The sequence below is a fragment of the Kiritimatiellales bacterium genome (genome assembly GCA_041656295.1).
GTDB lineage: Bacteria > Verrucomicrobiota > Kiritimatiellia > Kiritimatiellales > Tichowtungiaceae > Tichowtungia.
Window position 1 is genome coordinate 49,794 of sequence record JBBADV010000007.1, and the last position, 26,212, is coordinate 76,005.

20 protein-coding genes are annotated in these 26,212 nt (G+C 47.4%); 12 read left to right on the top strand and 8 right to left on the bottom strand.

Annotated elements, in window-relative coordinates; all coding sequences use genetic code 11:
• Positions 1-5: 5 nt before the first annotated feature.
• From WC959_06210 to WC959_06265, 12 genes are all read left to right on the top strand, one after another.
• Positions 6-1,487: a sulfatase gene (locus WC959_06210; GenBank protein MFA5688722.1), complete on the top strand. Its 1,482-nt coding sequence runs from the start codon at positions 6-8 to the stop codon at positions 1,485-1,487.
• On the top strand, positions 1,478-3,130 hold the full coding sequence (locus WC959_06215) for a GxGYxYP domain-containing protein (GenBank protein ID MFA5688723.1): 1,653 nt from the start codon (positions 1,478-1,480) through the stop codon (positions 3,128-3,130). The genes WC959_06210 and WC959_06215 overlap by 10 nt, the downstream gene beginning before the upstream one ends.
• A complete protein-coding gene (locus WC959_06220) occupies positions 3,127-4,500 on the top strand; it encodes a glycoside-pentoside-hexuronide (GPH):cation symporter (protein ID MFA5688724.1) in 1,374 nt (457 codons plus the stop codon). Before WC959_06215 ends, WC959_06220 begins: the two co-directional genes overlap by 4 nt.
• 10 nt (positions 4,501-4,510) lie before the next feature.
• Complete coding sequence (locus WC959_06225; GenBank protein MFA5688725.1) at positions 4,511-6,004, top strand: sulfatase-like hydrolase/transferase; 1,494 nt, start codon at positions 4,511-4,513, stop codon at positions 6,002-6,004.
• Between the two features lie 336 nt (positions 6,005-6,340).
• Positions 6,341-7,816 (top strand): sulfatase, encoded by a 1,476-nt coding sequence (locus tag WC959_06230; protein MFA5688726.1) that lies wholly within the window; start codon positions 6,341-6,343, stop codon positions 7,814-7,816.
• A gap of 23 nt (positions 7,817-7,839) precedes the next feature.
• Complete coding sequence (locus WC959_06235) at positions 7,840-9,324, top strand: sulfatase (protein MFA5688727.1); 1,485 nt, start codon at positions 7,840-7,842, stop codon at positions 9,322-9,324.
• Positions 9,317-10,810 carry a sulfatase gene (locus tag WC959_06240; GenBank protein ID MFA5688728.1) on the top strand — a complete coding sequence of 498 codons (1,494 nt, stop codon included), beginning with the start codon at positions 9,317-9,319 and terminating at the stop codon, positions 10,808-10,810. The genes WC959_06235 and WC959_06240 overlap by 8 nt, the downstream gene beginning before the upstream one ends.
• Before the next feature lie 199 nt (positions 10,811-11,009).
• A complete protein-coding gene (locus WC959_06245) occupies positions 11,010-11,627 on the top strand; it encodes a hypothetical protein (protein MFA5688729.1) in 618 nt (205 codons plus the stop codon).
• Positions 11,628-11,823: 196 nt separating this feature from the next.
• On the top strand, positions 11,824-12,594 hold the full coding sequence (locus WC959_06250) for a hypothetical protein (protein MFA5688730.1): 771 nt from the start codon (positions 11,824-11,826) through the stop codon (positions 12,592-12,594).
• An 85-nt stretch (positions 12,595-12,679) separates the two neighbouring features.
• Positions 12,680-15,322, top strand: a complete 2,643-nt coding sequence (locus WC959_06255) for a discoidin domain-containing protein (GenBank protein ID MFA5688731.1) — start codon at positions 12,680-12,682, stop codon at positions 15,320-15,322.
• Positions 15,231-16,232 (top strand): sulfatase-like hydrolase/transferase, encoded by a 1,002-nt coding sequence (locus tag WC959_06260; protein MFA5688732.1) that lies wholly within the window; start codon positions 15,231-15,233, stop codon positions 16,230-16,232. Before WC959_06255 ends, WC959_06260 begins: the two co-directional genes overlap by 92 nt.
• A 162-nt stretch (positions 16,233-16,394) precedes the next feature.
• Entirely contained in the window at positions 16,395-16,676 is a 282-nt protein-coding gene (locus tag WC959_06265; GenBank protein ID MFA5688733.1) for a LysM domain-containing protein, read from the top strand.
• Between the two features lie 150 nt (positions 16,677-16,826).
• Here the strand turns inward: WC959_06265 and WC959_06270 are convergent, their stop codons facing one another.
• The 8 genes from WC959_06270 to WC959_06305 all read right to left on the bottom strand — a co-directional run bounded on the left by WC959_06270 (position 16,827) and on the right by WC959_06305 (position 26,207).
• Positions 16,827-17,981: a hypothetical protein gene (locus WC959_06270; protein ID MFA5688734.1), complete on the bottom strand. Its 1,155-nt coding sequence runs from the start codon at positions 17,979-17,981 to the stop codon at positions 16,827-16,829.
• A 52-nt stretch (positions 17,982-18,033) separates the two neighbouring features.
• Complete coding sequence (locus WC959_06275) at positions 18,034-19,134, bottom strand: carbohydrate kinase family protein (GenBank protein MFA5688735.1); 1,101 nt, start codon at positions 19,132-19,134, stop codon at positions 18,034-18,036.
• A complete protein-coding gene (locus WC959_06280; protein MFA5688736.1) occupies positions 19,131-19,886 on the bottom strand; it encodes a PIG-L family deacetylase in 756 nt (251 codons plus the stop codon). The genes WC959_06275 and WC959_06280 overlap by 4 nt, the downstream gene beginning before the upstream one ends.
• Position 19,887: 1 nt before the next feature.
• Entirely contained in the window at positions 19,888-20,814 is a 927-nt protein-coding gene (locus tag WC959_06285) for a hypothetical protein (protein MFA5688737.1), read from the bottom strand.
• 87 nt (positions 20,815-20,901) lie between these two features.
• Complete coding sequence (locus tag WC959_06290) at positions 20,902-21,075, bottom strand: hypothetical protein (GenBank protein MFA5688738.1); 174 nt, start codon at positions 21,073-21,075, stop codon at positions 20,902-20,904.
• Positions 21,076-21,091: 16 nt separating this feature from the next.
• The gene (locus tag WC959_06295) at positions 21,092-22,630 is read right to left on the bottom strand and encodes a hypothetical protein (GenBank protein MFA5688739.1); all 1,539 of its coding nucleotides are present in this window, start codon (positions 22,628-22,630) and stop codon (positions 21,092-21,094) included.
• 108 nt (positions 22,631-22,738) lie between these two features.
• Positions 22,739-24,790: a DUF4838 domain-containing protein gene (locus tag WC959_06300; protein ID MFA5688740.1), complete on the bottom strand. Its 2,052-nt coding sequence runs from the start codon at positions 24,788-24,790 to the stop codon at positions 22,739-22,741.
• A 136-nt stretch (positions 24,791-24,926) separates the two neighbouring features.
• Entirely contained in the window at positions 24,927-26,207 is a 1,281-nt protein-coding gene (locus tag WC959_06305) for an FAD-dependent oxidoreductase (GenBank protein MFA5688741.1), read from the bottom strand.
• Between the last annotated feature and the right edge of the window lie 5 nt (positions 26,208-26,212).

Sequence of the window (26,212 nt, forward strand, 5' to 3'; positions counted from 1 at the left end):
CCAACATGAAGCATCAAAAAATTACTGTGGTGACAGCCATGTTAACCGCGTTGAAATGTTTTGGAAATCAACCGAACACACCGAAAAACATTTTGTTTTTGATGTGCGATGACCTGAAACCGCTTTTAAACTGCTACGGTGACTGCCGCGCAATTACACCAAATTTCGACCGGCTGGCGGAACGCGGCTTTGTATTTGACAATGCGTTTTGTCAATATCCGGTGTGCGGACCGTCACGCCTGAGTATGCTGACCGGGCTGCGCCCGACAACCAGCAGTGCATATGAAAACACGCAGGAACAGATGTGGCCGGAAACTGTACGCAATATTCCGAGCCTCCCTGCTTATTTCAAGCAGAACGGTTATTACACGGTTTCGATCGGGAAAGTATATCATTCACCAAAAGAAACCGATCTCGATTCATGGAGTGAACCGCCGGTCGCATTTGCAAACCATGTGTATCTGCTCCCGAAAAACAGAGCAAAACAGGAAGAGTTTATGCGCCAGCACAATGCCGGCGCACCATGGGAAGAAATCGGCCCTAAAATGCTGGTCGCCTGTACCGAAGATGCCGATGTTGCGGACAATGAATATATGCCGGGTAAGCATACAGATATTGCCATTAGTAAACTGCGCGAACTCGCAGATAAAAAAGAACCATTTTTTATGGGACTCGGCTGGTCGCGCCCGCACTATCCGTTCAATGCACCGAAAAAATACTGGAATCTATATGACCGCGAAAAAATAGAAGTCAGCGGTCTGGAACACATCGTCCCTCCCGAAAACGAACGGGTTCTCCGGCAGAAAAACTGGGAAGTGTTTGATTACGGTGATGTTGAAGACGGACCGATTGATTCGGCATTGCAAAAACGAATGATGCATGGATATATGGCGTGCGTCAGTTATGTGGACGCGCAGCTTGGCCGTGTTCTGGATGAGCTGCAGCAGCTGGGAATTGCGGGGCAGACGGTGATTGTTCTGATCGGCGACCACGGGTTTCACTTAGGCGAGCATGGACTGTGGGGAAAGTTCACACATCTGGAAGAGTCTGCGCGCAGTCCATTGATCGTTGCGGATCCGGGGAATCTCCGTGCCGGAAGCCATATTTCTGAGTTGGTTGAATTTGTTGATATCTATCCTTCATTTTGCGAAATGGCCGGCTTGCCGGTTCCCGGGCATTGTGAAGGAAGCAGTCTGGTGCCTTTAATGAACGGAAATTCCAAACATTGGAAGAGAGCTGTCTTTACACAATACAATCTGGGCAATGCATGGGGAACCTCTATGCGTACGGAACAGTATCGTTATACGGAATTCATACACCCGAAGACGGGGAAGGTGCAGGCTCTCAGTCTGTATGATCTTGTAAAAGACCCGGGTTCCGGCAGAAATTTCGCTTATGATGATGCATACCGGCCGGTTGTAAAACAGTTGCATGAACAATGGCTGGGAGGCTGGCAGAAACAGAAAGAGGAAATGAAATGTCGCTGAGAAAAAAACGCTGCGATCGATTCATCTGGCTGGGGCTGTCGTTGCTTCATCTGGAATGTTTCGGGACAGAAGCATACACATTTCCTTTGAATCTGTACAAAGGCCGTCCGCTGGATGAGCGGATCACAGTCGAAGTTCTTCAGGGAATTGTGAACCGCGATGGTCCCCGTCTTTTTTTGACCGAAACATGGACTCCATACAACCAAATGTGGACCAATGTTTATTCTGCCGGATACGAAATACAGTTTAAGTCTGTAAGCAGCCTTCCTGACCTGATTCAGCAGTTCCGGGATCAGCTTTCCGGAGTTGTATTGTATGACCCGAAGGTAGACGGAACCCGTTATATTGCGGCAACGCTGGGCGGACTGGACAATCTTCTGCCGGTTGCGGCCGGCAGCCGGCTTTTAACGCAGATTGATCTGCCGGTGAAAGAAGATTTGACCGGCCGCTTCAAAACCAGTGTCGAAGTATATGAATGGGCGCTTAAAGAAATTTTGCCGCGTTGCAACCGTAAAGTGGCGCACACTCCCGCCGCCGGAAAAGTGGATGGAAAATATATCGGGTGGGGCTTTCACGGATTGGATTATACCGTGGCGGAAAAAGGGTTTATTTTTAATCTCGGCTGTATCGATCGGGATATGGAGGCGTTCGGGCGGATCATTGACGCAACGCCGGACCAGTTGCGTCTTTACCGGGAAATTCTTACGCAGCTTGAAAGTCCGGCATTGATTTTCGGCTACGGAGAATATGAGCTGGCGTGGTTCGATCTACTCGGCGAATACGGCCATACCTATCTGCATTGGGGCAATAATCTCAGCTACCATGCAAAAGTTCCGGCGCATCAGCCGGAGTTTAAACAGAAACAGCACATTGCACCGGAAAATGTAACGGTGGAGAAAAACAAATATTACGTCACCTTTCTCAGCAGCGAAGGCGATTCAACGAAAGGACCGCTGCCTTTTTTCTTCGGAAGCTGGTTCGATCCCGCGCGCGGCTCTGTCCCGATGAACTGGTGTATGCATCCGGAAATGGTGCGATTCCCCGCGATGCTTGAATATTATTATGACACAGCTACAACAAATGATTATTTCGTGGCAATGCAGGTATTCAACTTTGAAATGAAAAATCTATCCGCCTTTTCGGCACATGTGAAAAAATTGATGCAGCAGGCGGACATCTCTTGCGTTATCGCAGATTTTGCAAATCCGGCGGACAACCCGGTGAAGAAAGAAAATTTTCTGCGGATTCTTCAGCCGCTCGGCGCGGTGGATGCGCTGTTCGAGTACTCTACGCCGCAAGGCTACAATCGTGTTATTAGCGGCGGTATTCCGCTCGCAGGAACATCGATGAATCTAACCTACTGGTATCGGTTGCTTCCCGGCGGCTGGGACGCTCACTGGCAAAAAATGTATAAAGACCCAGCACAGCAATCGATGGTTTTTGATGTGGTGATCGGAGAAATCGAAAAAGAAGCTGCTGCACATCAGCCGCCCTACCTCATCGTGGTGTATACCGATCTTCATGAATTTGATTTGCATTGCGAGATGCACCGTGAAATCGCAGCCCGGCTGGATCCAAAACGTTTCAAAGTTGTCCGGCTTGATGAGGGGATGTCGGCTTTAAGACAGTGGAATAAACGATGAATTCCAAACCATCAGACGCAACACTGCCTTTCCGGACTATCCTGGCCTACGGGTGCGGAAGTTTCGGAAACAATCTGGTCTACGGCTTGATGAGTATTTATCTGATGGTCTTTTATACCGATCAGTTCGGACTTCCGGTGGCGTCTGTGGGAACACTGTTTCTCGTTGCGCGCATCTGGGATGCCATCAACGACCCAATCATGGGATTGTTGGTTGACAATACAAAAAGCCGGTGGGGACAGTTTCGTCCGTATCTACTGTTCGTTCCGCTTCCCATGGCGATATTTACAACGCTGTGTTTTATGTCGCCGGAATTTTCGCCGGCAGGGAAGCTGATTTACGCATACTTTACTTATATTCTGTGGGGCATGAGCTTTACAGCGATGGATATTCCTTATTGGGCTATGTCTGCCGCAATGACGGAAGATTCAAAAGAACGGAATAAAGTGGTGATGATTCCGCGCACACTGGCAGCAGTGGCATGGACACTGATCGGCATGATTACACTGCCGATGGTTGCCTGGCTCGGCAGCGGTGACGACCGGCACGGATTTCTGCTGACGGCACTTGCCATTTCTATTGCAGCGGTTGCTTTCACCTGGATCACATTCTTTAACTGTCGGGAAAACGTTCATGTAAAAGAAGAACGCCGGCAGAATTTACGGGATATTATAGATATGGTGATTCATAATCGTCCGCTGCGACTGGTGATCGGCGGATTTTTAATGCTGGAAATAGTCTATGCCGTAAAAAATATCTTGCCGATTTATTATCTGACCTATGTCCTGCATTCCAAAAACCTGATTCCTGTTTTCATGGGCCTGAATCTGGCGCTCACGCTGTTTGGTTCAATTATTTCTCCGGTACTCTCCTTTAGATTCGGAAAGAAACGTATGGCAGTCTGGGGCAATCTGATCGCCGCACTCTCCGGTATTGCATTTTATTTTGCCGGATATAGAAGCGTAATCTGGCTCTTTATTTTTAATTCAATTCTGCTGATCACAACATCCGCTGCAAACATTGCGCTGATGTCAATGTTGATTGATACCGTAGAATACGGTGAATGGAAAACCGGTCGCCGTTCCGGCGGCATTATTTTTGCGATGAATACATTTAAAACCAAGGTCGCCGGCGCAATCGGCGGTGCCCTGGGCGCTTACGGACTGGCTGCAATTCATTATATTCCAAACGTTGAACAGACGGAATTTACAATCAAAGGCATGCACCTACTCTTCACATTGCTTCCCGGTGCCTTGAGCCTGCTGGCAATGCTTCCGTTTTGTTTCTACGACCTGACAGAAGAACGTTACGACTGCATTTTAAATGAACTGCTGGAACGTAGAAAAACGTCTGAAAGACAGAAAGGATAAAAAAAGTATTATGAAAATATGCGTCAGTTTATATTGCGGTCTTACAGCCGCTGCTGTGTCCGGGATGTCTGCGGTCAATTCTTCGGCAGAGGTGAAACGCCCGAATCTGCTGTTGATTTATATTGATGATCTGGGAGATCGTTTTCTTGGATGTTACCGGGAAGACGGCCAAAATTCTGATACACCGAACATTGACAGGCTGGCGTCGACCGGTGTCCGGATGACAGACGGCTATGTGACGGCATCAATCTGTACGCCGTCGCGCGCGGCGGTTCTGACCGGACGGTATCAGCAGACATTCGGAATATACGGCAATCCGGATGCTTTTGCCGGGATGCCGGACAACGTGAACATGCTGGCAGATCACCTTAGTTCATATGGGTATTCGTGCGGATGGGTGGGTAAATCCCATCTGGGATGGAACATGAATCCGCTGGATCGCAACTTTGATTATTTCTGCGGATTTCTAGGCGGCTGGCATGATTATTATCGGGCGGATGCGGGGCATATATGGACGGATGAAGCCGGGCAGGCTTGGGTATATGAAAACAGAACGCCCTTAAAGGAAATCAAGTATCTGACTGAAGAGTTTACAGATCGCTCTCTGGCTTTTATGGAGCGCAGTCAGCAGGCCGGAACTCCCTGGGCGCTGTATCTGGCATATAATGCGGTGCATTCGCCTACGCAGGCTCCCTGGGATACGGTCAAGGACCTGGGCGGAGAAAAGATAACCAGCTGGAATTTGCGTCGCGCGATGGTTATGTCTCTGGATAAGGGTATCGGACGGCTTCTGGATTTTCTTGAAAAATCCGGAAGCCGGAATAACACGTTGGTGTTTTTCATAGGCGATAACGGTGGAACCGGAAATTCCTACCGGTCCGGTAAGGGATCGCTGTATGAAGGCGGCATCCGCGTTCCGTATCTGGTCAGTCTGCCGGGGATATTGCCCCAGGGTAAAGTTTATTCAAGACCGGTCTCATCACTGGATGTCATTCCCACTTTTTTATCTCTGGCCGGTCTGGCGGTGCCTGACCGGCTGGATGGGACAGATCTGACACCCTACCTTACTGGACAGCGGCAGGGTGATCCTCATCAGGTTCTTTTCTGGCAGTACTCAGGAGATAATCCGGACAGTGTCATTCGTTTTGCGGTTCGGCAGGATCATTGGAAACTTGTCCGCGACCTGAATCAGCCGGATGCTGTGGAGTTGTATAACCTGAGGGACGATGTTTCAGAAAAAACAAATTTGATCGAACAGCATCCGGAAGTCGCGGCGTCTATGCAGCAGCTCCGTTCGCAGTGGGAAAAGAAGATTGTTCCTCCGCTGGTTCCTCCGGGCAGACGAGGATCTCCGTGGGTGGAAGAACTGAAGCAGGCAGGCAGGGGCTGGCAGGAAATAAGGGATAAAATAAATAAAACCAGGAATCAGGAAGCAATGGATGCAATGCGGATTTATTGGGAAAAAGAAAGAAATAAAGATGAAGAGGATCAATGTGGATTATAGTGTATTAGTCACGATCTGATCTGACAGTCAGGCAGAAAAATGTTCCCCCTGTTAGGGTCAAAAACAAAAACCTCCGGCGTGAATGCCGGAACTAACAGGAATAACAGAGATGACAGACGGCTGTGTCACGATGGCATCCCGGCATGAAATCCAACAATGTTAACACGCCCTAGGAAAAAGATACTTATGGCGTCAGTTTTATAATGGTAAGGGAAAAACAAAACAAAGGATTTTTAACGCCCGTCCTTTAGAAAATGAAAAATACTACGCAACAAATGGAATGCTGGCGTATCTCCATGAGGTAATATTCAGGAAAATGGATCGAGAAAATAGAGTATGAAAACTTCACGGATATTAACGACTGTATTTTCCGGATTGTTCATAGCGGGAGCCGCAGGTGCAGATGAGGATGCACGACCGAATGTGCTTTTTATTATGTCTGACGATCTGCGGACGGCATTAGGCTGTTACGGCAACCGGCAGGTGATCACTCCGAATATTGATCAGCTGGCTTCTTCAGGATTTGTTTTCCGGCGGAGTTACTGTCAGATGGCGGTTTGTAATGCGTCACGTTCCAGTTTGCTGACAGGATGGCGACTGGATTCTCTCCGATTTGAAAACAGCGGAAATTTTAGAAAAAACTCCCCGGGAATTATTACGCTTCCTCAGCATTTTAAAAACAACGGATATCACACAATAGGGATTGGGAAAATTTTTCATGGGGATGATGACGAGGTGATGTCGTGGAGCGAACCCTGGTGGACGCCGGATCGATCAGGGTATCTAAAGACCTGGGAGGAGCGGAGAGCGGAAGGTCAGAAGATGGGGCTTTCCGGAGAGAGGCTTCGGCAGTTTGTCCGTCCGGTTGTTGAATGCACCGATGCTGCTGACGAAGAATATAAAGACGGGATGATTGCCGGGCGGGCTCTTGAAGTAATGCGCAGAGTGAAAGACCGGCCGTTTTTTCTGGCCGTTGGATTCAGCCGTCCTCATTTGCCTTTTGCCTGTCCGAAAAAATACTGGGACTTGTATGACCGTGAAAAAATTAAAGCGGCAGAAAATCGCATACGGCCTGACGGGATTCCCGACTATACGGTGAATGGTCCTCTTGAAATAGAAAGTTACGGGAAGGTTCCTGTTGGCGCAGATGGAAGAGCGGATATTTCTGCAGATCAGGCAAAAGAGTTAACGCATGGCTATTATGCCAGTGTCAGTTTTGTCGATGCGCTGGTTGGAAAACTCCTGAATGAACTGCAACGGTTAGGGCTTGATAAAAAAACAATTGTGGTTCTGATCGGAGATCACGGATTTCATCTCGGCGAACGCGGACACTGGTCGAAATTTACAAATTACGAAGTGGATGCCGCTGCACCATTGATTGTTCGAGCCCCCAGCATGAAATACAGCGGGTACAGTACTTTAGCGATTACTGAATTTGTCGATATTTATCCATCGCTGTGCGAACTCGCCGGGCTGCCGCTGCCGGAACAGCGTCTGGAAGGGACCAGTTTTGTTCCTCTGGTGAACATCAATCCGGAGCTGCCATGGAAAAAAGCCGCATTCACCCAATATAATCGACCGGCTAATCATGGCGGGATGATCGGACGGGCGGTGAGAACGGAATATTTTCGCTATGTGGAATGGGAAAAAGATAGCGCAGTAATTTTTTCGGAATTGTATGATCATCGGGCTGACCCGGATGAAATGGTGAATCTTGCTTTCAGTCCCGAATGGGAGTCTGTTGCTGCCGAGCTGTCGGGCTTGTTGCATAATGGATGGGAGAGTGCACTTCCGGATCTGAAGCAAAAATAGGTGGCGAAAGGAAGGATGAGGATATGAAAAAAGCAGGCGCACTTAGCTGGCTTTATGTCGCCGGAGTTGCCGGTGGAATCCAAGCATTTGGAAATCAGCAGAAAATCTCTCCGAATGTTTTGTTCATAGCGATTGATGATTTAAATGACTGGGTGGGGTGCTTTGGCGGGAACCCGCAGGCAAAAACGCCGAATATCGACCGGCTGGCCGCGTCCGGAATTAAATTCACGAATGCTTATTGTGACGCACCTGCGTGCGGGCCGTCGCGGGCTGCGCTGCTCACCGGCATTCGCCCGAACCGTTCAGGAGTTTATCTGAACAATCATAAAAGCTGGCTGCGGTCAGAAGTTCTGCATGCGGCGGTACAGCTTCCAAAACATTTTCACGATAACGGTTACTACACTGCAATTACCGGGAAAATTCATCATGAACGCTGGCTGGAACTCATTGGAGAAGATGAAGGCTGGGAAACGGCATGGCCTTCGAGAAAAAATGTGGTGCCGGACAGTCCGTGGCCGAGGCACCCGGATGGAACACCGCCGCCGATGCGTCGCGGACCGCGTGATAAGTTCAGTGATTTTGATTGGTATCCTCTCGATTGCGAACTCGAAGAAATGGCCGAAGTAAAATCAGCAAGCTGGATTAAAGAACAGCTTCAAATTGAATACGACCGACCGTTTTTCATTGCCTGTGGATTTCAAAAACCGCATGTGCCGTGGTTTGTGCCACGCCGGTTTTTTGATATGCATCCACTGGATCAGATTCAGCTTCCAGAAATAAAGTTTGATGACCTGGACGACGTACCGGAAATTGCAAAGCGGAATGCCTACTGCTATAGCGGGCTTTACGAAATGCTGCGCGATAACGGACTGGAAAAAGAAGCGGTGCAGGCCTATCTTGCTGCGACATCATACGCGGACTATTGCGTCGGGCTGCTGCTGGATGCGCTGGAAGACAGTGCATATAAAGATAATACGATTATTGTTCTGTGGAGTGACCACGGGTTTCATCTCGGCGAAAAAACCAGATGGAGTAAATATAGTTTATGGAATGAGGCCACCCGTTGCCTGCTGATGTGGAACGCGCCGGGAATTACAAAGGAAAATATGGAATCCACCATTCCGGTAAATTTATCTGATATGTACCCGACTCTGGTTGAGCTGTGCGGATTGCCGAATCCGGTTCAGCAGTTCGATGGTATGTCGCTTGTTCCGTTTATGAAAAATCCGGCGTTAAAATCAGAACATCCTGCAATGACCGCACATCATTATAAATGTTACAGTCTGCGCAATGAAGAGTGGCGCTATACGGTTTACGCCAACGGTACAGAAGAGTTGTATAATGAAATCAGTGACCCGCTGGAATGGACGAATCTTGCCAGAGATCCGGAATATGAGTCGGTAAAAAACTCACTGCGAAAATGGCTGCCGCAGGAAAGTGCGCCGGCGCTGAAAAAGATGAACATTGTCTCGCCCCGAAAACTGGCGAATGGAGGAGAAAATGAATAATATAACATTATCCGCGGTAGGTGTACTGGCGGCTGGTTTTGCAACCGCAGCAGAGCAGTCACGCCCGAATATCCTGTTTATTCTTAGCGATGACCATTCGCGGCAGGCGATCAGTTGCTATAACGACGGCAGATTGAACCAGACGCCGAATCTCGACCGGATTGCACATGAGGGAATGCGGCTCGACAACGTATTCTGTGTCAGCGCGCTTAGCGCACCGAGCCGTGCAACAATTCTTACCGGAAAACATTCTCATATCACCGGATTGACTCAACTGTGGGACTATATGAAACGTGCGCCCACGGTGTTTGATAATTCGCAGGATACGATTGCAACCTATATGCAGCAGGCGGGTTATCAGACTGCCGTGGTTGGCAAATGGCACCTCAACTGCACGCCGCGGAATTTCGATTATTACAACGTCTTAATCGGGCCGTGGGGACAGGGGGAATATTTTGATCCGGATTTCAATGAAAACGGAACAGAACGGACGTATACGGGACGTTACGTAACCGATGTGATCACAGAGGAAAGCCTGCGCTGGCTTGAGGAATCACGCGATCGTGAAAAACCGTTCATGCTCTTTGTTCATCACAAAGCACCGCACGCCATCTGCGAGCCGGATCAGAAACACAAAGGAATGTACGACGACGTTGTTTTTCCAGAGCCGGATACGATCAACGATGATTATGCCGGCCGGCTTGCCGCAGCCGCATCCGATCAACGGCTGGACAAGTGGACCCCTTATGTGAGAAAGGCTCCGAAAGGGTTGTCACCGGAAAAATTGCGCTCGTTTGTATATCAGGCGTACATGAGAGATTATTGTTCCGTGATTGCTTCTATTGACGACAATGTAGGACGCATGCTGAACTATCTTGAAAAAACAGGAGAACTGGATAACACCGTCGTCATGTATTCGTCTGATCAGGGAATGTTTCTTGGAGATCACGGTTGGTATAATAAAATGTTCATGTATGAAGAGCCGATCCGCATGCCGTTACTGATCCGTTATCCAAAAGAAATTGCCGCTGGTTCGGTCAGCAGTACCATGATACTGAATGTAGACTTCGCTCAGACAATGCTCGATCTTGCCGGAATTCCCGCCCCGCGCGACATGCAGGGAAAATCATTCCGCCCGGCATTTTCCGGAAAAACCCCGGCAGACTGGCGTGACAGTTTTTTCTATCAGCACTACGGGGAGTGGGTTGCCCCGCATTACGGTGTGCGCACAGATCGTTATAAGCTGATCTATTTTTATAACGATCCTGATCATCCGGAATGGGAGCTTTTCGATCTGAAAAACGATCCAAAAGAACTCAGCAATGTCCATAATAATCCCGAATATGCCGGTGTCGTAAAAGAAATGCACAAAAAACTTCAGGCAGTTCAGAAAGAGTGCGGATACATGAAAGAAGTTGACGACGGTGTAATGATGCGCTGGCGTAAACGGCTGGCCGACAAAAAACGCTGGGAAAAGAACAAATAGCGAAGAATGAGATGTAATAGATACTGTTTTTGCAGCTCATTTTTTGCGGTGGAGAACATCTGATCAAGGTGTTCAATCTGGAGGAACAGAAATAAATTTTCAGTTCGGCAAAAAATGTAAACGCAGGTGCATGAAATGCAAAGCTGTTTCCGGTTGTTTTTAATAACCTGAATGTACGTATAGTAGGAAAAGGAGAAAAATGCGCCTATTACTAATATCTCTAATGATTCTTGGCAGCATCCGCCTGTTCGCTGAAGATGTTTACTGGACTAGCGCCGCTGGCGACCGACTCTGGACAAATTCAAAAAACTGGAATGCCGGCACTCCGAAACAAACAGATGCTGTGCGGCTGAATAAGCCGGTTAAATTACAGCCGTTGTTTACCGAAAAGATGAGAACAACTGTAAAGGCGGTTTTTATCGGTATATCCGATGGCGAAGTTGCCGGTTTTGAAATGACGGGCGGAAAGCTGACCGTAACCGGTGCGTTTGAGGTCAATAAAAATGACACTATGAAACATAAAGGGCAGTTTACGATGAGCGGCGGCATATTGTCGGTCGGGGGAAATTTCCGTGTTGGCTGGAACGATAATGACGCACAGGTTTTGATTACCGGCGGACGAATTGAAACCGAATATGGTAACGCTGGCGCAAAAAGCCGAATTATTCTTCAGGATGGTGTAATTAACGCACATTGGAACTGGCTGATGAATGAAGGCTCAAAGATGGATATTCAGGGAGGGCAGTTTATCGTCCGCAGCATTAAACGTGAAGAACAGCTCCGTTCTTATATCGACAATGGCAATATTATCGCATGACGGTAAGGGAACTGTTAACATGATCGTGGAGAAAGGGAGGATTGTCATCACGGCCATCCCGGGGAAATAGGCAGTTTTTCACATCTGCAAAAAGTGTAAAGTGACACACAAAAAATGAAAAGACGAATGTCAGATATAATTTACCATAGCATATGGTTTGAGTATTTGAATTAATATTAACAGAAAGGAGAACAGGATGAGTAAGCTCATAAAAACAGCAGTTACTATATTGGGCATAACAATTAGTGTATGTGCCGACACGACGTGGAATAATAACGGCGGTGATCAAGTGTGGACGAACGCCGCAAACTGGACAGCCGGAATTCCTGGGCCGGCGGATGTGGTTACATTAAGTAAAGCCATTTCAATCCAGCCGATTTTTTCTGTTGGAATGAGCGGAACAGTTTCTAATGTTCTCATTGGAATGGCTGGCGGAAACACTGCCGGATTTTTAATGACAGGTGGAGCATTGGCAGTTAATGGGACGTTCAATATCAACCAGAATAATAATGCCAACCATCAGGCAAAGTTTGAAATGACCGGCGGGAATCTTACTGTTTCTCAAAATTTCCGGGTGGGAATGAATCATAATAATGCAGAGTTTATTATGAGCGGTGGAAATATCTCTGTCGGATATTTTAATTTAGGATCGAATGCAACAGTTTCTATCAGCGGCGGTACATTTGAAATTCAAAATAACTGGGTGATGAACGGAACTCATACGGCGATTGATCTTTGCGGAGGAACAATCGTTTTTAATAATGCAAACGGTGGAGACGGGACGTTTGGCGACATCATTCAGGGATATATTGATGCCGGTTATATTGTCGGCTACGGCGGTACAGAAGCGTTGAATGTGGAGAAAAATGGAGATGTATGGACAATCACTGCAGTTCCTGAAGCTTCATCGATCACGTTGTTTTTGATCAGCTCTGTAAGTATTATTGGGCTCAGAAAAAAGCTTTAATACAATGGTTCCTGTTGCGTTTTTGATAACATTGCTGGGTGTTTCGGCGCCCAGCAATTTATGTTTAAACACACAGGTTGCATGGATGGATGCGTTGCCGGAACAGGGATGTTTCGCCGAATTTGCAATTGACGGAAACTTAAATACATACGCCCGTACTGAATTCCCGGGACCATGGGATTTTACGATTGATCTGCAAACAAAAGCATCCGGTATAAACCGGATTGTGTTCTCGCCGGACACAGAACGGTACGCCTCTGAGTATAAAATTCAGATATCGGACGACAACTGGACATGGATTGATCTGGTTGTACAAAGCAACGGCACAGGAAATTCCTGTTCCTATGAAATTTTTCCGGAGGCATCGGGGCGGTACATAAAAATTACAGTTGCGGCGCAAAGCGGCTTACAAAGTCATATAATCCGTAATGTTGAAGTTTTCGGATATGCCGGCGAATATTGTAAAGCGTTTCCGTTCGACCCGCCGGAGCGCCCGGAAATTATTTTTAAACTGATCGTTGGACGGGACACAGATTTTCTTTGGAAATACAGATATAATCCGGAAGAAATTTTTGCGCGCTTCGACCGGGTTTACCAGTCAGTTCAGCCGCTTTTGAAACACTATAATCTCTCATTTGTAATCTGCCCGAGTCTGTTCTATTCCAACACGGATGACGAAGGCTACGGACGCGAAGTCACTCCGGTTTATACCATTGATCCCGTTCTGATTTCATTACTGGATGAATTTGAAGCCAGAAGCTGGAACTATTCCAGTAAAGACTGCGCGCCGGGATTTCATCTGATGGTATATTCATCGGATGCATCTCATCAGCAGGAAGAATTTGACATCCCATGGCCCCCGTTAAACCGTGCCGAGTATTCCACGGATGGACACAAGGGCATGACGCTCGATATTCAAACCGCGCGTGATCTGAAATTCCGCTATCCGCGCACATTCTGCGGCATTGTTTTCCATGAACTGCTTGGCAGCAACCGCCGGTGGCTGAACGGCGGTGATGGCGGTATTCCCAAAGATGATGAAGCCATCCGCGCCTGGGCTGATTTCTGCCGCGACTACGGTTTGGAACTGGTCTGGGGCGATCCGAAGTGGACCGCTTCCGGGCTGCCTGAAGGAAACAGCATTTTTGTGAACGACTCCAACTACACAGCTAACACCGAAATCTGGGCCGATGTGCTGGCATACACCCGGACGGCTTGCGGCTCAAATGCTGTTTTTGTAATCAACAACAACAATTTTAACCTTGCCGATTCGCTGATGCGCTATGGCGACGTGGTGACAAACTCTGCTGCCGGTGTACCGTCATGGCTTCAGTTTAATCTGCCGTTTAAACAGCATCCGGTTTTTGACTGGGCAGAACAGGGGTTTCGATGGGGACAGAATCTTCAAGACTGGTTCTGGAGGAGCGGGGTAAAAAATTATGCAACCGTCAACTGGATTCAGAATTTTTTTAATCCCTGTATGCCTATGGAAATTGTTTCTGCCGGAATGGCTGGTGCGCTGGCTCACAACGCATCCGTCATCTATTTAGAATCGCCGGGATATTTTTGGCACGGACCGGTCACAACACCTGTTACCGTTAGCGACGAGTATGAACCGACGTATCAGTTTCATCGTTTTGTCAACTTCGCGACTAATATTCAGAACGATATTTCCGGTACAAACGGAATCAATTTTTATTTTGATTCCGACACACAGCGGATGAGTGAAAACTCGTTGTTGAATCCGCCGGATAATTATGATCAGAGCACGCTGATTTTTTACCGGACCGATGTCCCCGCGCTGCCGCAGACGTTCGACTGCTATAACGGAAAAATTATGTTCCACGAACACGCGGTGCCGTCTGTTCCCGTTAACTGTTTCACTGACCGCATAAGTCGCGTCGTCCGGCTGGAAAATTATGGTTGCGGATTGGAAGGATTACTTGTCGAGCGCCTGAATAACCGCGGCAGGCGTGACATCGAAATTCACGCGCTCAACGGGCATGCTAAATTTTACCAGAATGATGCTCGCTTTAATACGGACTTTGTCTATATCACCGCCGCTAATCTTATTTCCGAAAAGATTCTTCAGAATCGGGGTGACCTCGATGAACTCATTGTTCTTCGCAACGAATCCGGCGCGCTGGTGCCGTATGTTTATCAACTTTATCTGGATCGCAACCATGATTACCGCCTGAGTGCTCTCACAGAAGAGGAAAGCATTGCTGTCGTCACGAATGCGATTGGCGGCGAACTGCCTTCACCGGAAAAATTCCTCGGTCTGGTTGTTGCCAAACACCAGGTCTCCATAAAAAACACCAATACCCGACCGCTGGACCGCCTCGTAATTCTGACAGCAAACGGTACCTCCTGCCGCCTGCAGACAAAACAACTGTTTAAAAACTCCGCCATGCAGCTTGACATAGAAAATCACTGGCTGACGGACGCACACGGACATCTGCATGTTGCATCGATGGACATCAACCGGAACTTCCGCGAAGAGGTTGTGCTCATTCAGCAAACCGGCGATTCACATATCAAAGCAGTGTTTTATGAGGCCGGCGATTCTAAATTTAAAAAAATCCATTCCCGAATATTCCCCGTGGAACCTGACGGAACGACTGACGACTGCTGGAATCAGTTATATCGAGCGCCGCAGTCAGACCGGTCAACCGTTTTTTCTAACGTTGAACTATCAGGATCCGCATCCTTATTTTACAGCTCCTGAACCATACGATACGCTCTTTTCTCCTGATCAGTTTACGCTGCCTTCTAACTTTCGCCGCGAGCCGGTTGCGGGCGAGCCGCGGCGTTTAGAGATTTGGCGGGAGCACTCACGTTCACGGGATGCCGGTGAAGAGGACTTCAAAAAAGCGATGGCCATGTACTGTGGACAAATCCGTTATGTGGATGATCAGCTGGGACGGGTGCTTGATAAACTGGAAGAACTGAATCTGCTGGAAAGTACAATTGTTCTGTTTTGGAGCGATCATGGCGAGTTCATTGGTGATTATGGAGTAACCCATAAAATGGCCGCCTACTATGACAGCCTGATACGGATTCCCATGATTCTCCGGGACCCGAGTGGACGGATTCCAACCGGCAGGAATCATCATATTATCGAAGCCATGGATATTTTTGCGACCATTCTGGATTTATGCGGCATTCCACAGCCGTCCGGCAGCCGCGCGTACAGCCTGTTGAGAGAGAATTACATGCCGCGTACCGACGCATATGCGGAAGGCGGATTGTTGATTCCACCTGTGGACGACCCCATTCCTGGACTCAGACTTCGGGCCCCGTCACCACCGACGCAGTTTGGCCCCGGTGCCATGCTCCGCACTGATCAGTGGAAACTATGTGTGCACGGCTACGACTGCAGGGAACTGTATGATTTAGGAAGCGACCCGCACGAAACCAATAATCTGTATAACAATCCGACTTACGCAACCATTATCCGCGATTTAACGAATCGTCTGGTTCAACGCATGTTATGCTACGGACAAGCACCTGAGCATCTTCCTCGTCCATTGATTAAGAAAATAGCATGCAATGGGATTCCCATATGGAATAAAGCTGCTTCGGCCGTGATGCAATGTACAGGTATGCTTCCTGGCAATAAACGTTCCGGGGAATAGATACATAATTAGTCGCCGCTGAAAAAGGCGGTTTTCAGCGGCGACTATGTAAAGATTCAAACACAGGGACCTTCTAAATTCATGGGACTGGGCGTTACCAACGCAGGACTGGCGATGACGCAATCTATTATCTGGGACGCTGATTAATAAGGAATTACGTTTATGGAAATAAGAAGAATAAATCATCGCTACAAATGGGCATCAAGAAGTCCAATGATGATCGCAAAATTTGGGTATGTGAAAGAGCCTGAAGGCTTAGAATCCACGCTGCCAAAGGAATCGGTTTACGACCATGCTCTTTATCCCGGAGAAACCCTGAATGATGTTGCCAAGCAGTATGGCGGTTCTAAAGATGCCATCATGCAACGGAATAATATTACGGATGAATTAGCTGTAGGTGCTGGTGTGAAATTGCTGGCTCCTGTTTTGAACTGCATTGAATAATACCATTGGCACCTGATAAATAATAATGGGAAGCAGTTCGGGATGTTTGGGAACTAAAAAAACGATAAGCCTTACTATGCTAAAATCGGAATGATGAATGTTCGCCACGATGCCAGCGTTTTCCTACACACATTCTTTGTTAGCTTCAGATTAAACTGTTTTCATAAAATGTTTTTCCAAAAGCATCCAAATGTGAGCCGCCTCGTCATCCCATTTTCCCCAAAGCGTTTGTAACTCAGCTTGAATTTGCTGCAGACTCGTGCCGAACAGTTCCGCCGAAATCTGCGCCGCGCTTGCAGCGAAAATTTCAGGCGTGATGGATTGCGATAAACAAAGGCGCATTGTACCGATGATGCGGTCATCCCAACCGAGCTTACGTTCGAGATCACGGCAGACACGGTCAACACGGTCGGTGAGAAACGGGTTGACCATGCGAATAAGCAGATCATCAGCATATACTGCAAAACCTGTTGCAGTGAACAGTTCGTCGACTCCTGTCCATTTTTGGCATAGTGCGGCACCGGATTCTTCGATGAATGCCTGCCGGGCGCGACGTATTAATTCTGCATTGCCGGCGATCTCGTGCATAAACTGCGCGCCCTTCTGCTGCGCCTGCAACCCCAGCCAAAAATGTACGGCGTTGTGTCCGTAGAGTTTTGCCTCTTCGAACGGAAAAAGATCGGGTTTATCAAAAAGTCCGGCGACGCGCCTTTCTGTAATTCCGGCGCAGAACTGGATCAGGATTTTATTGAACACTTCAACCAAATGTCCCCGGTCGGCGCCCGGCGCAAGTGGCGGGATGCTGCGCCGGCGGCATTCATCGGCGGGTAAAACGCAACTCATTTTTCCGATGACCGTATTCAGATAATGTGTCTGTTCAAATGATCCGATTATTTTTTCGAGTTCTTCGGCGGCATGATTGTGATTTTCGGCCGTGTAAACAAATCTTCGCCGGTCCGGCGATTTCTCGAACCCCGCCTTCATCCAGCCGAGATGTTTGAACGATGCGATGCTGGGCAGCGCGGTCGCAATTTCGTCGGCCTGCGCCGCGGCCTGAATCAGTTTTTCCAGATCCGCCGGAACGGACGGATTATAGATTTCGATGCCGGAAATTGTTTCTGATGCAATTGCTGAATTTGATGCAACGCTGAGTTGTATCGTTCCGTTGTTTGCGCGAATGGAATGGATCAGCGCCGGATCCACATCCGCAATGACAAGCCGGTCAAATCCGCCGGAAAATGCGCCGCGCAAAAAAATACCGGTTTGAATCGGCCCGATTCCGATTCCGAGAAATGTTGTTTTCATGATTCTGCTCTCAGCTGAAAGTTAATCCTGCGACACATCGGTCGATGAAATTTTATGAACAAACAAATTTACTCTCCAGACGATTCCATCCGGCGTTTAAGCGTTGCAAAACCTGATCCCATGAAGGCACGGCGCTGGTTGCATCGGCGGATTCTGTATTGAACGCGCCAACGGCGGCGGCGATTTCAGCCGCAGTTTTCGGCGGTTCTTTCTTTAAAAACGCGGCAAGAAATCCGGCGATCGTACAATCGCCGGCGCCGGTGGTTCCGATGACTTCGGTTTTCAGGCAAGGCATGAACAGGCTTACGTTATTCCATTCAGCGCCGCGCCCGCGAACGTGTGCGCCTGTCCGGAGATAAAGTCCTTGAGATCCAAGTTTTATCACCACGATGGAAACTCCAAGATCAATCAACGTCTGTGCGGTTTGTTCAACCAGTGCACGGTCGATTCCTTGCATTAATTCGCCGGGGAATTTTTCTGTCAGCTCTGCATATTTCGCCGGATGAATCATGAAGAGAATTTCGTCAATGCTGGGAAGAAAAATATCAACCGACGGCAACACATTTTTAAGCCACTGCGCCCAGTCAACCTGCCCGGCTTCGGACGCCGGATCCACACAGGTCATATCCAGTGACGTATATGCTCCGGCGGATTGAGCGCGGTCGAATAACCGTTTCATCTCGCTGCCGTTATTCTGATATATCGAGCGCATCAGAGTTGGATAACCGAAGTGAAAAAGTTCGATGCCGCGCAATTGATCGTCGTCAATATCTGCGGCACAGAACGTATGATTCGCGCCGGGACAATGCAGAAATATCCGGTCGACACCGCGCGGATTGATAACGATGGAATAGGATGTCTGAGCATCGGGTCCGGTGATCATTCCTTCATCCAGCGATGTTCCCTGCCGCCGGAGAATGTTGCGGATCGTCTGCCCGAAATCGTCAGCGCCGATTTTTGCCATCAGCCGCACCGGCATTTCCAGACGATGCAGCGCGATGCCAGTATTGGAAACCGCGCCGCCGGTGGAGAGTGTTGCATTGCCGATTTCAGTTAACGTGCCGGGAATAAAAATATTTTCCAGCCCCGGATGGCGCTCCCCGAAATCCGGAATAATATCCAGACAGATGTGACCGGCGACTGCGATGCTCATGCGCGTTCTTTCTGCAGGTCTGCCAGCGGATCAAAATCTTCCGGTCCGAGGCCGAGATGAAGGTGGCGCGTCCATCCTTCCGCATACTCATATTTGCCGGACTGTTTTCCCATTTCCCGCATCATGTCGCGCATGGTGATCAGATAAGAATCCTGTCCTTGACTGACATCGAGCCACTCTTTCTGGCTTTTGTGGCAGGCCAGCATTTCAGTTTTCAGATCCATCTGCGCGGAAACGTCCACATAAAAATCCGGCGCCACCGGACGGCGGAACGGATCGTGCAGTCCATACGGCATTGCGTGATACAACGCCACCGGCTGTGATGTTACTGGGAAAGCAGGATTGGTGATATGATTGACCATGCCGCGGGTGAATGCTGCTGAAACAACCAGACGGCAGGTGTTTGAATGATCCTCCATATAATCAAACGGATAGTGCGTCAGAATAACTTCCGGCGCGACGTCGCGAACTACCGCCGCGACTTTGTCCAGCAGCTCTTTCGTATAAAAAATTTCAAGGTCTTGTACGACGCTTTCATGAAAAACTGCGCTGGCTTTTTGACAGGCTGTAAATGCTTCGTCACGGCGGATACGGCTGATTTCATCAGCCGGCAGCGCATTTGTTCCCAGCCCGCCCTGTGCGACATTAAAATAGTGAATTTCCCAACCGGCTTCTTTTAGCCGGAGAAGCGTTCCCGCCATCATAAATTCTATGTCGTCGGGATGGGTTGCCGCCGCCAGTGCTCTTCTCATGTTAATGCATCTCCACGCTGCACTCGCCGATATTCGGGCGAAGATAATTAAATTTCACATTCGGATGATCCGCCAGCAGGCTCATCGGCACGGCGGTATCCACAATTTTTTTCGAAATCATCAGCGCAGTCAGCCGCATGCCGAACGGATTATCGTGATGTCCCGGATGCCAGATCGAAACTGTTTCCGTCTGCCATGTCTGCTTCGGGCCGACCGTGACCGCCGAGCCCGGAACATTCTGTACCACGCCGCCGCCGGATGTGCGCGCGTTTTGAATCAGTGTAATCGGATGCAGTTCCACCTGCCGGGTTCCGAGCTGACGATATTCTTCCGGCGAGGGCGGCGTATCTTTATATTTTCCCTTCCGTTTAAACGGATCGTTGAACGCCCAGTGTTTTACTTCGCCCTGCCCGCCCTGCATCAACAGACACCGCGCATCCGACCAGCTCTGTTCAAACGACGCGATATCCAGTGTCGGGAAATGCATATTTTCCGGCGGCATGAGCAGTTCCGGGCGAATATGATTAAACAATAAATCCATATCCGCTTTTTTAAATCCCAGCGAAAAATTTTCATCCACTGTTTTCCCGTCAACCACCCATTCATCCATGCCCCAGAAATGGGCATTGTGCAGTTTAAGCCCCAACGTATTCACCATTTGCGCCACCAGCGGAAGCTGTTCTGTCGGGCCGATCGGACCGCACACGCCGGCCGGGTTATCCGGCGTCGCCTGCTGCCAGGCATGAATATATTCCAGCGCCTCCGCACAATAAAATTCCTGCGGCGTATCGTAAAAACTGATGTCAAATCCCGGACGGCTGAGCTGCGCCAGATCGTTCACTGTAAGCCGGGCCGCATCATCCAGAATTTCGCGGTCCAGTGTTGTATAATCCCACCATTGCGGGGCCACCTGACTGATTGCACGCATACCTATTTTCCTCTTTTTGATTATCTGTCTGCTCTTTTATGAAAGTATAAAATTTCAGCGTAATGCCAAATTCAACAGAATCCAGTTTTATTCGAATTTAGGCTCTACAACACGTCCATCATCAATTTCATCAGTTTGATGCTGTTGCAACTCCCGAATGAAATGCAGTAGATCAAACCATCCTTTGATCAACGCCACAGTCTCGAATAAAAAAGTTGCAACCAGTCCGATTGAAACATAAATGATCGTAATATTATTCATCGTATATTTCCTTATCTCAGAGTTTACGGGCTTCATCATCTTTCACAACGCCAGAGTAATCGATAAATTTAGTAGGCTCCCTATAAATCAGTGAGATAATGATCATCAAAAAAAACGAGATCCCAATCGTAATAATGCCAGCTGTCTTAGTTTCAACCACGTCTTGATAAAACGGCCATATTTTTTGCAATATCAGATGGCAAATCGGTAAAACTAGCGAATTCAGAATAGCCGCATATGCAGCTGCCGTACAGGCTCGCTTCCAGTATAAACCGACCACGGCAGCGATTCCACAACCAAGCCACATGGTACCAGTTATCATGACAAATTCTAGAATTGTATCTTGAGTTTTATACAGCACCCCAAAAATAAAGAGGAAAATCCCGATACAAACAGCCGTCATACGCAATAGTAACAGGTGTGCCTTAGTCGATAAAGGTTTTGGAAGCAATGGACAGATAACATCATTGACCCAAACTCCCGACCATGTCAGGAAGTATGTATTATCCGTTGAAACATGGGCTGCCAAAAGAGCGCTAAATAAAATGCCAAATAAAACGGGACCGCATATCCGCCCCAGATATATTGCTGAAGCCGTTAAACTATATTCATTATATTGCATTCCTTCAGGTACATCTTTACCAAGAACAATCATAGCGCCAATACCCAAAGTCAACATGATCATCTGTTTTCCGTTAGCAAGCATGGTGCTGTACAGTGTAGTAACCCGGGTCACTTTACTATTTTTGGTAGCTGCATTTTTTGCGATCGTATTGGGTGAGGAAAAAGGTGCCAATGTCGCCATGCACAGCAACCATAGCACCCACTGCCACCCATATGTACCGGAAAGAAAAGGATTAAATGCAATGTTCCCTAATGATTCCTGAAGTGAATCGCGTATTGATATAACGCCTATATTTCTAAAAATCAGAAATGTTACAGAAAAAAGCCCAATCATGACCACCCATGCTTGAAGATAATCTGTCGCAATTGACCCTACCTGCCCACTTATAACGGTAAAAAAAAGACCAACACAAATCAGCGTCCCCATTATTACCGGTATAGTAGATAGCTCCACACTTCCGATCGAAAAAGCCAACGGCAAATCCAAAAAATAAATAAGATATGTAGCGCCCACAACAGGAAACGCTGCCATGTTGACCACCCCGGCAATGCCGGATACCCATCCTACTAATAAACGTACTCCGCGACTATAGCGCATTTCATGGAACTGCCCCGCCGTCATGGCTTTTGTCGCCCTCAGTCTTTGAATACCAAACCCGAAAATTCCAAACATTATAATAATATAGATGCTTTGAATTAGAATAATCCAAAGATAGCTAAATCCGTTATTAAAGCCTTGCTGCGCAATATAAGCAATTGTAACTAATCCCAATCCGCCCGAAAATGTATTGCTGAGTCCCAACCAGACACGTTGTTTCCGCCCGCCCACTAAATAACTCGATACGTCTTTTACTAAGGTTCTGCACCACATCATAACAACTATAATTATAATAAAAATAATTAAAGAAATCAGCCAGGATACAATTGTCATTTGTATTTTCTCCTATTATAAAAAATATAGTAAAGTTAATAATCTATTTCGCAGTAGAAAAATCTAATCGTCAACAAAAAGAATATCCGCGATACTTTATCAAGATGTTTAATCGTCCTGTTTACCATCACCAAGCACACCACCTCCTGCAACCGAAGCAGGGAAAGTCAGCGCCCCTCGAATTCCTTCCTCCCCAAACAGGGAATCCCCCCATACAGCATGTGTCGGAGTTAAAACTGCACGAAATTCCCGTAACGCTAAATAAGCCTGTTCGTGCTGAAGCAAAATTACGGGATCCTTACTTTTACGAGCCCGCAAACCCGCGGCAACTGCGTTACGTGTAAGCACAAACTCATCCAAGCCATCACGAAGAAATTTTACACGAGCAACCAAAACATCCGACTCACCTTCAACAGCCAGAGCGGCCTGATCTAATAAATTAAATGCTGGTGCTAGAACGTCATCCGTATAGAGATAAGGCATGACATGCCACTGCCCGCGATTTGTAATATTAAAACCGAGATCATACTCTTTGACAATTTTTTCATAAAGACCTCCCCGTTCTCTTCTCCATTCTCCCCCGCGCGGGAAAGGATAAGCAGCCTCTAAAGCAAAATTCATCCAATAATCAATATATGCTTTTACGTATGAAGCTGCCGGACCAAATGCAATGCAGTATTCTTCTAAGACATCATCAATTTCCAGTTCAGGATGTGCCAGTAAGCGAACAACCAAATATGCTTTTAGCCCTGTCATCCCCCAAGCGCCGTGAAATCCCGACATTATAGCCCCACTCATTCCGGTCTCGGTAGCATGTTTAATAGCAGATCCTATCTCTTCCAACGGAAGATATGGTGCGGTTGATCCATGATTCAACCAATTCGGACGCAGAACCATTCGTGCAGCGCCTGCACGGAAAAAACCATCCCATTGCTCATAAAACTCTTCATCGAAAGTTGGAACCATCCCGACCAGAATTCCCTTCTCTAAAAAAACCCCATCCGGCGGCGGGTCAGCATAACGGGAATAAGCATAAGTACAAAGTTCCACATCCGGTCGATGAATGCGAAATTTCTCAATCAGGCGGTTCCAGAACTTAATGTAGCGGGCGGTTAGATAAGAAGAACCATTCCATATCTCCTGAATATCCTGCCCGGCAGGCACATCCATTGCCATAGATTCAGGTGCAATACAAAAACCACCCCCATCATTAGGGCAGATATTATACCACTGCGGGGATCCTGCATCCAACCATTCTTTAAGAATCATCTCATCAACTTCAGGATTACCAACCCGAAGTTTAACTCGGTCTCGAGCAGGAAAGGGCTGCGATGCTCCTGATGGAGGCAATGCAAACAGATCCGGATTAGTTTCCCCATATCTATCCCACCAATCAGTAAATGCATGACCAAAAGTAACATCACAACGTGAACCGATACGGTGATAGCGAAGCCATACATCCATTTCAGCGCTTAATTTCTGATATAATTCAGGCGGCGTATCAACATGAGGGCGACCATCTCTACCCGGTATTTTTGCATTTTTATCCAATTTCCGGATATTGCTATTTCTGAACGATCTTAATTCCAGTTGAGGAAGACAGGTAAAATCCCGAACAGTAATGACAACATTAGTATTTTCCGGAATATATGTCCCAACATCGCCTGGCCAAAGCCACCGGACACCTAAATCTTTTTCAAGAATTTCTCCAATTGCCCAAAATAAAGGAATCGACATGGGAGCTTCGCTGGAAGTTTTATTAGGCTTTGCTGCATTCAGAATCACTTCTGTTTCAGAAGCATAGATTCGAAACTGTTCTGCAGAAAATGCCGAAGATGACATCCCTTTCTCTGCAGCTTTCCAAGTATCTCCAATATATACCTTACATCTATCATCATTCAAAGCCTCAGACTCAGCGATGATGTCAAGCACTGCTCCGCTGGCTTTATAAACATAACGTGAAAAATCTTCTGCCGCAGACTGCTCAAAAGATTGCGGGTTATCCGGCAACACAATTATCGAAACCGAATTACCATTCAAGACGAGACTGGCCGATTCATTTTGCCCTATTTCTGTTAATCCATTTCTTCCATGGATAAGTATAATACAAAGAAGAAGGGCATAATGACTTGTTCCTTTAATAATCTGTCGAGTAAACATATTATATACTCCTTTTTTAATGTGCCTATTATTTTGTTTCCTGTGGCGTCATAGTTATATCTCGCCTACGCAAGATTTTAATGACTGTCTGTTTTTTTATTTCTAAGTGTTTAGGGCCATGTTTATTTTTTTTATATTATTCATTAATTTTGCATGTCTGGTAATTGTTAATATGACTTGTCATTTTTCCTGAAAGGACGGTTAAAGCCGCTGCACGCCCGGCAGCTTCGCCTGTAGCCACAGCATTACCAGTAACTCGATAGCTTGAGTGCGAAAAAAAATCCCCACTGATACAGCGTCCGGCGAGCCATAAGTTGTCCGCATCACGCGCAATCAGAGCACGCAAGGGAATATCATAAGGCAGAATTGAACTCGTGTTTTTTTTGGAAAGAGAATAACTGTCTTTCTGTGTGTTGTGTACATCGATATTCATTGTGACACGACATACAGCATCAGCATGATGTACCCCATAGATCATATCATTTAAGTTTACTGTGTATATCCCATGGATACGACGTCCTTCGCGCATGCCAAGATGCTCAGTTGTAGCGACAATGCGCAGTTTTTCCCAGATTCCTCCCTGTTTTTGTAGAGCTTTTACAATAGCATGGCATTCTTCCCGGGCTTCAACAGTTGCTTGAGTTAAAGCCGCGGCATCACCGGGAAAAACATTATATTGATGATTAGGAATAAAAGCGAATAAATCATCATAAATCGGGAAAAGTACCGGCGATTTATTTGAAATATCTATTCCAAGATCCCAGATCAATTGCGAAAGCCTAGCTTTTGGCTCCTGCATCCCTCCTCCGACGAAACGTTCTATCTCTGCGAATTGAACCCCGGTAACCAACATTGTCATACTAGCCGGCTGGATATCATTTGTTCCCGGGTGACCTGTCGAAAACGAACAGCCTGCATGAAAAGCAAGATCCCCGTCACCCGTACAGTCTATAAAATGTTGCGCTCTCCATGCTTCTCTTCCTGATCGCGATTCAGTTATTACAGCGTTTAAGAAGCGGGATGTGCATTTATTTACAGAAACAATTCTTGTATGCAGTTGGAAATTGACTCTGGAAGCGACGCACATTCTCTCTAAAAGAAGTTTCATGATTTCCGGATCATATGTCCAGTTGCGCGCTGAACGACGTTTTTCGCCAAGCGCACCCATTTTCTCTAAGTCGTTCCGAATTTCTTTCATTATTCCAGGCTTGTCTGCATCAATCACCCAGCTGAGTAAGCCTGCAGTCCAAATTCCTCCAAGGCAGCCGTTCGCTTCGATCAATAACACTCGAGCGCCGGCCCGTGCAGCAGATACCGCAGCAGCTACGCCAGCAGGCCCGGCTCCGCCAACAATCACATCATATTCTCCACTTATTTTTGTTCGAAAAACCTCGTGTATAGACGCCTGTATACTCATAATTG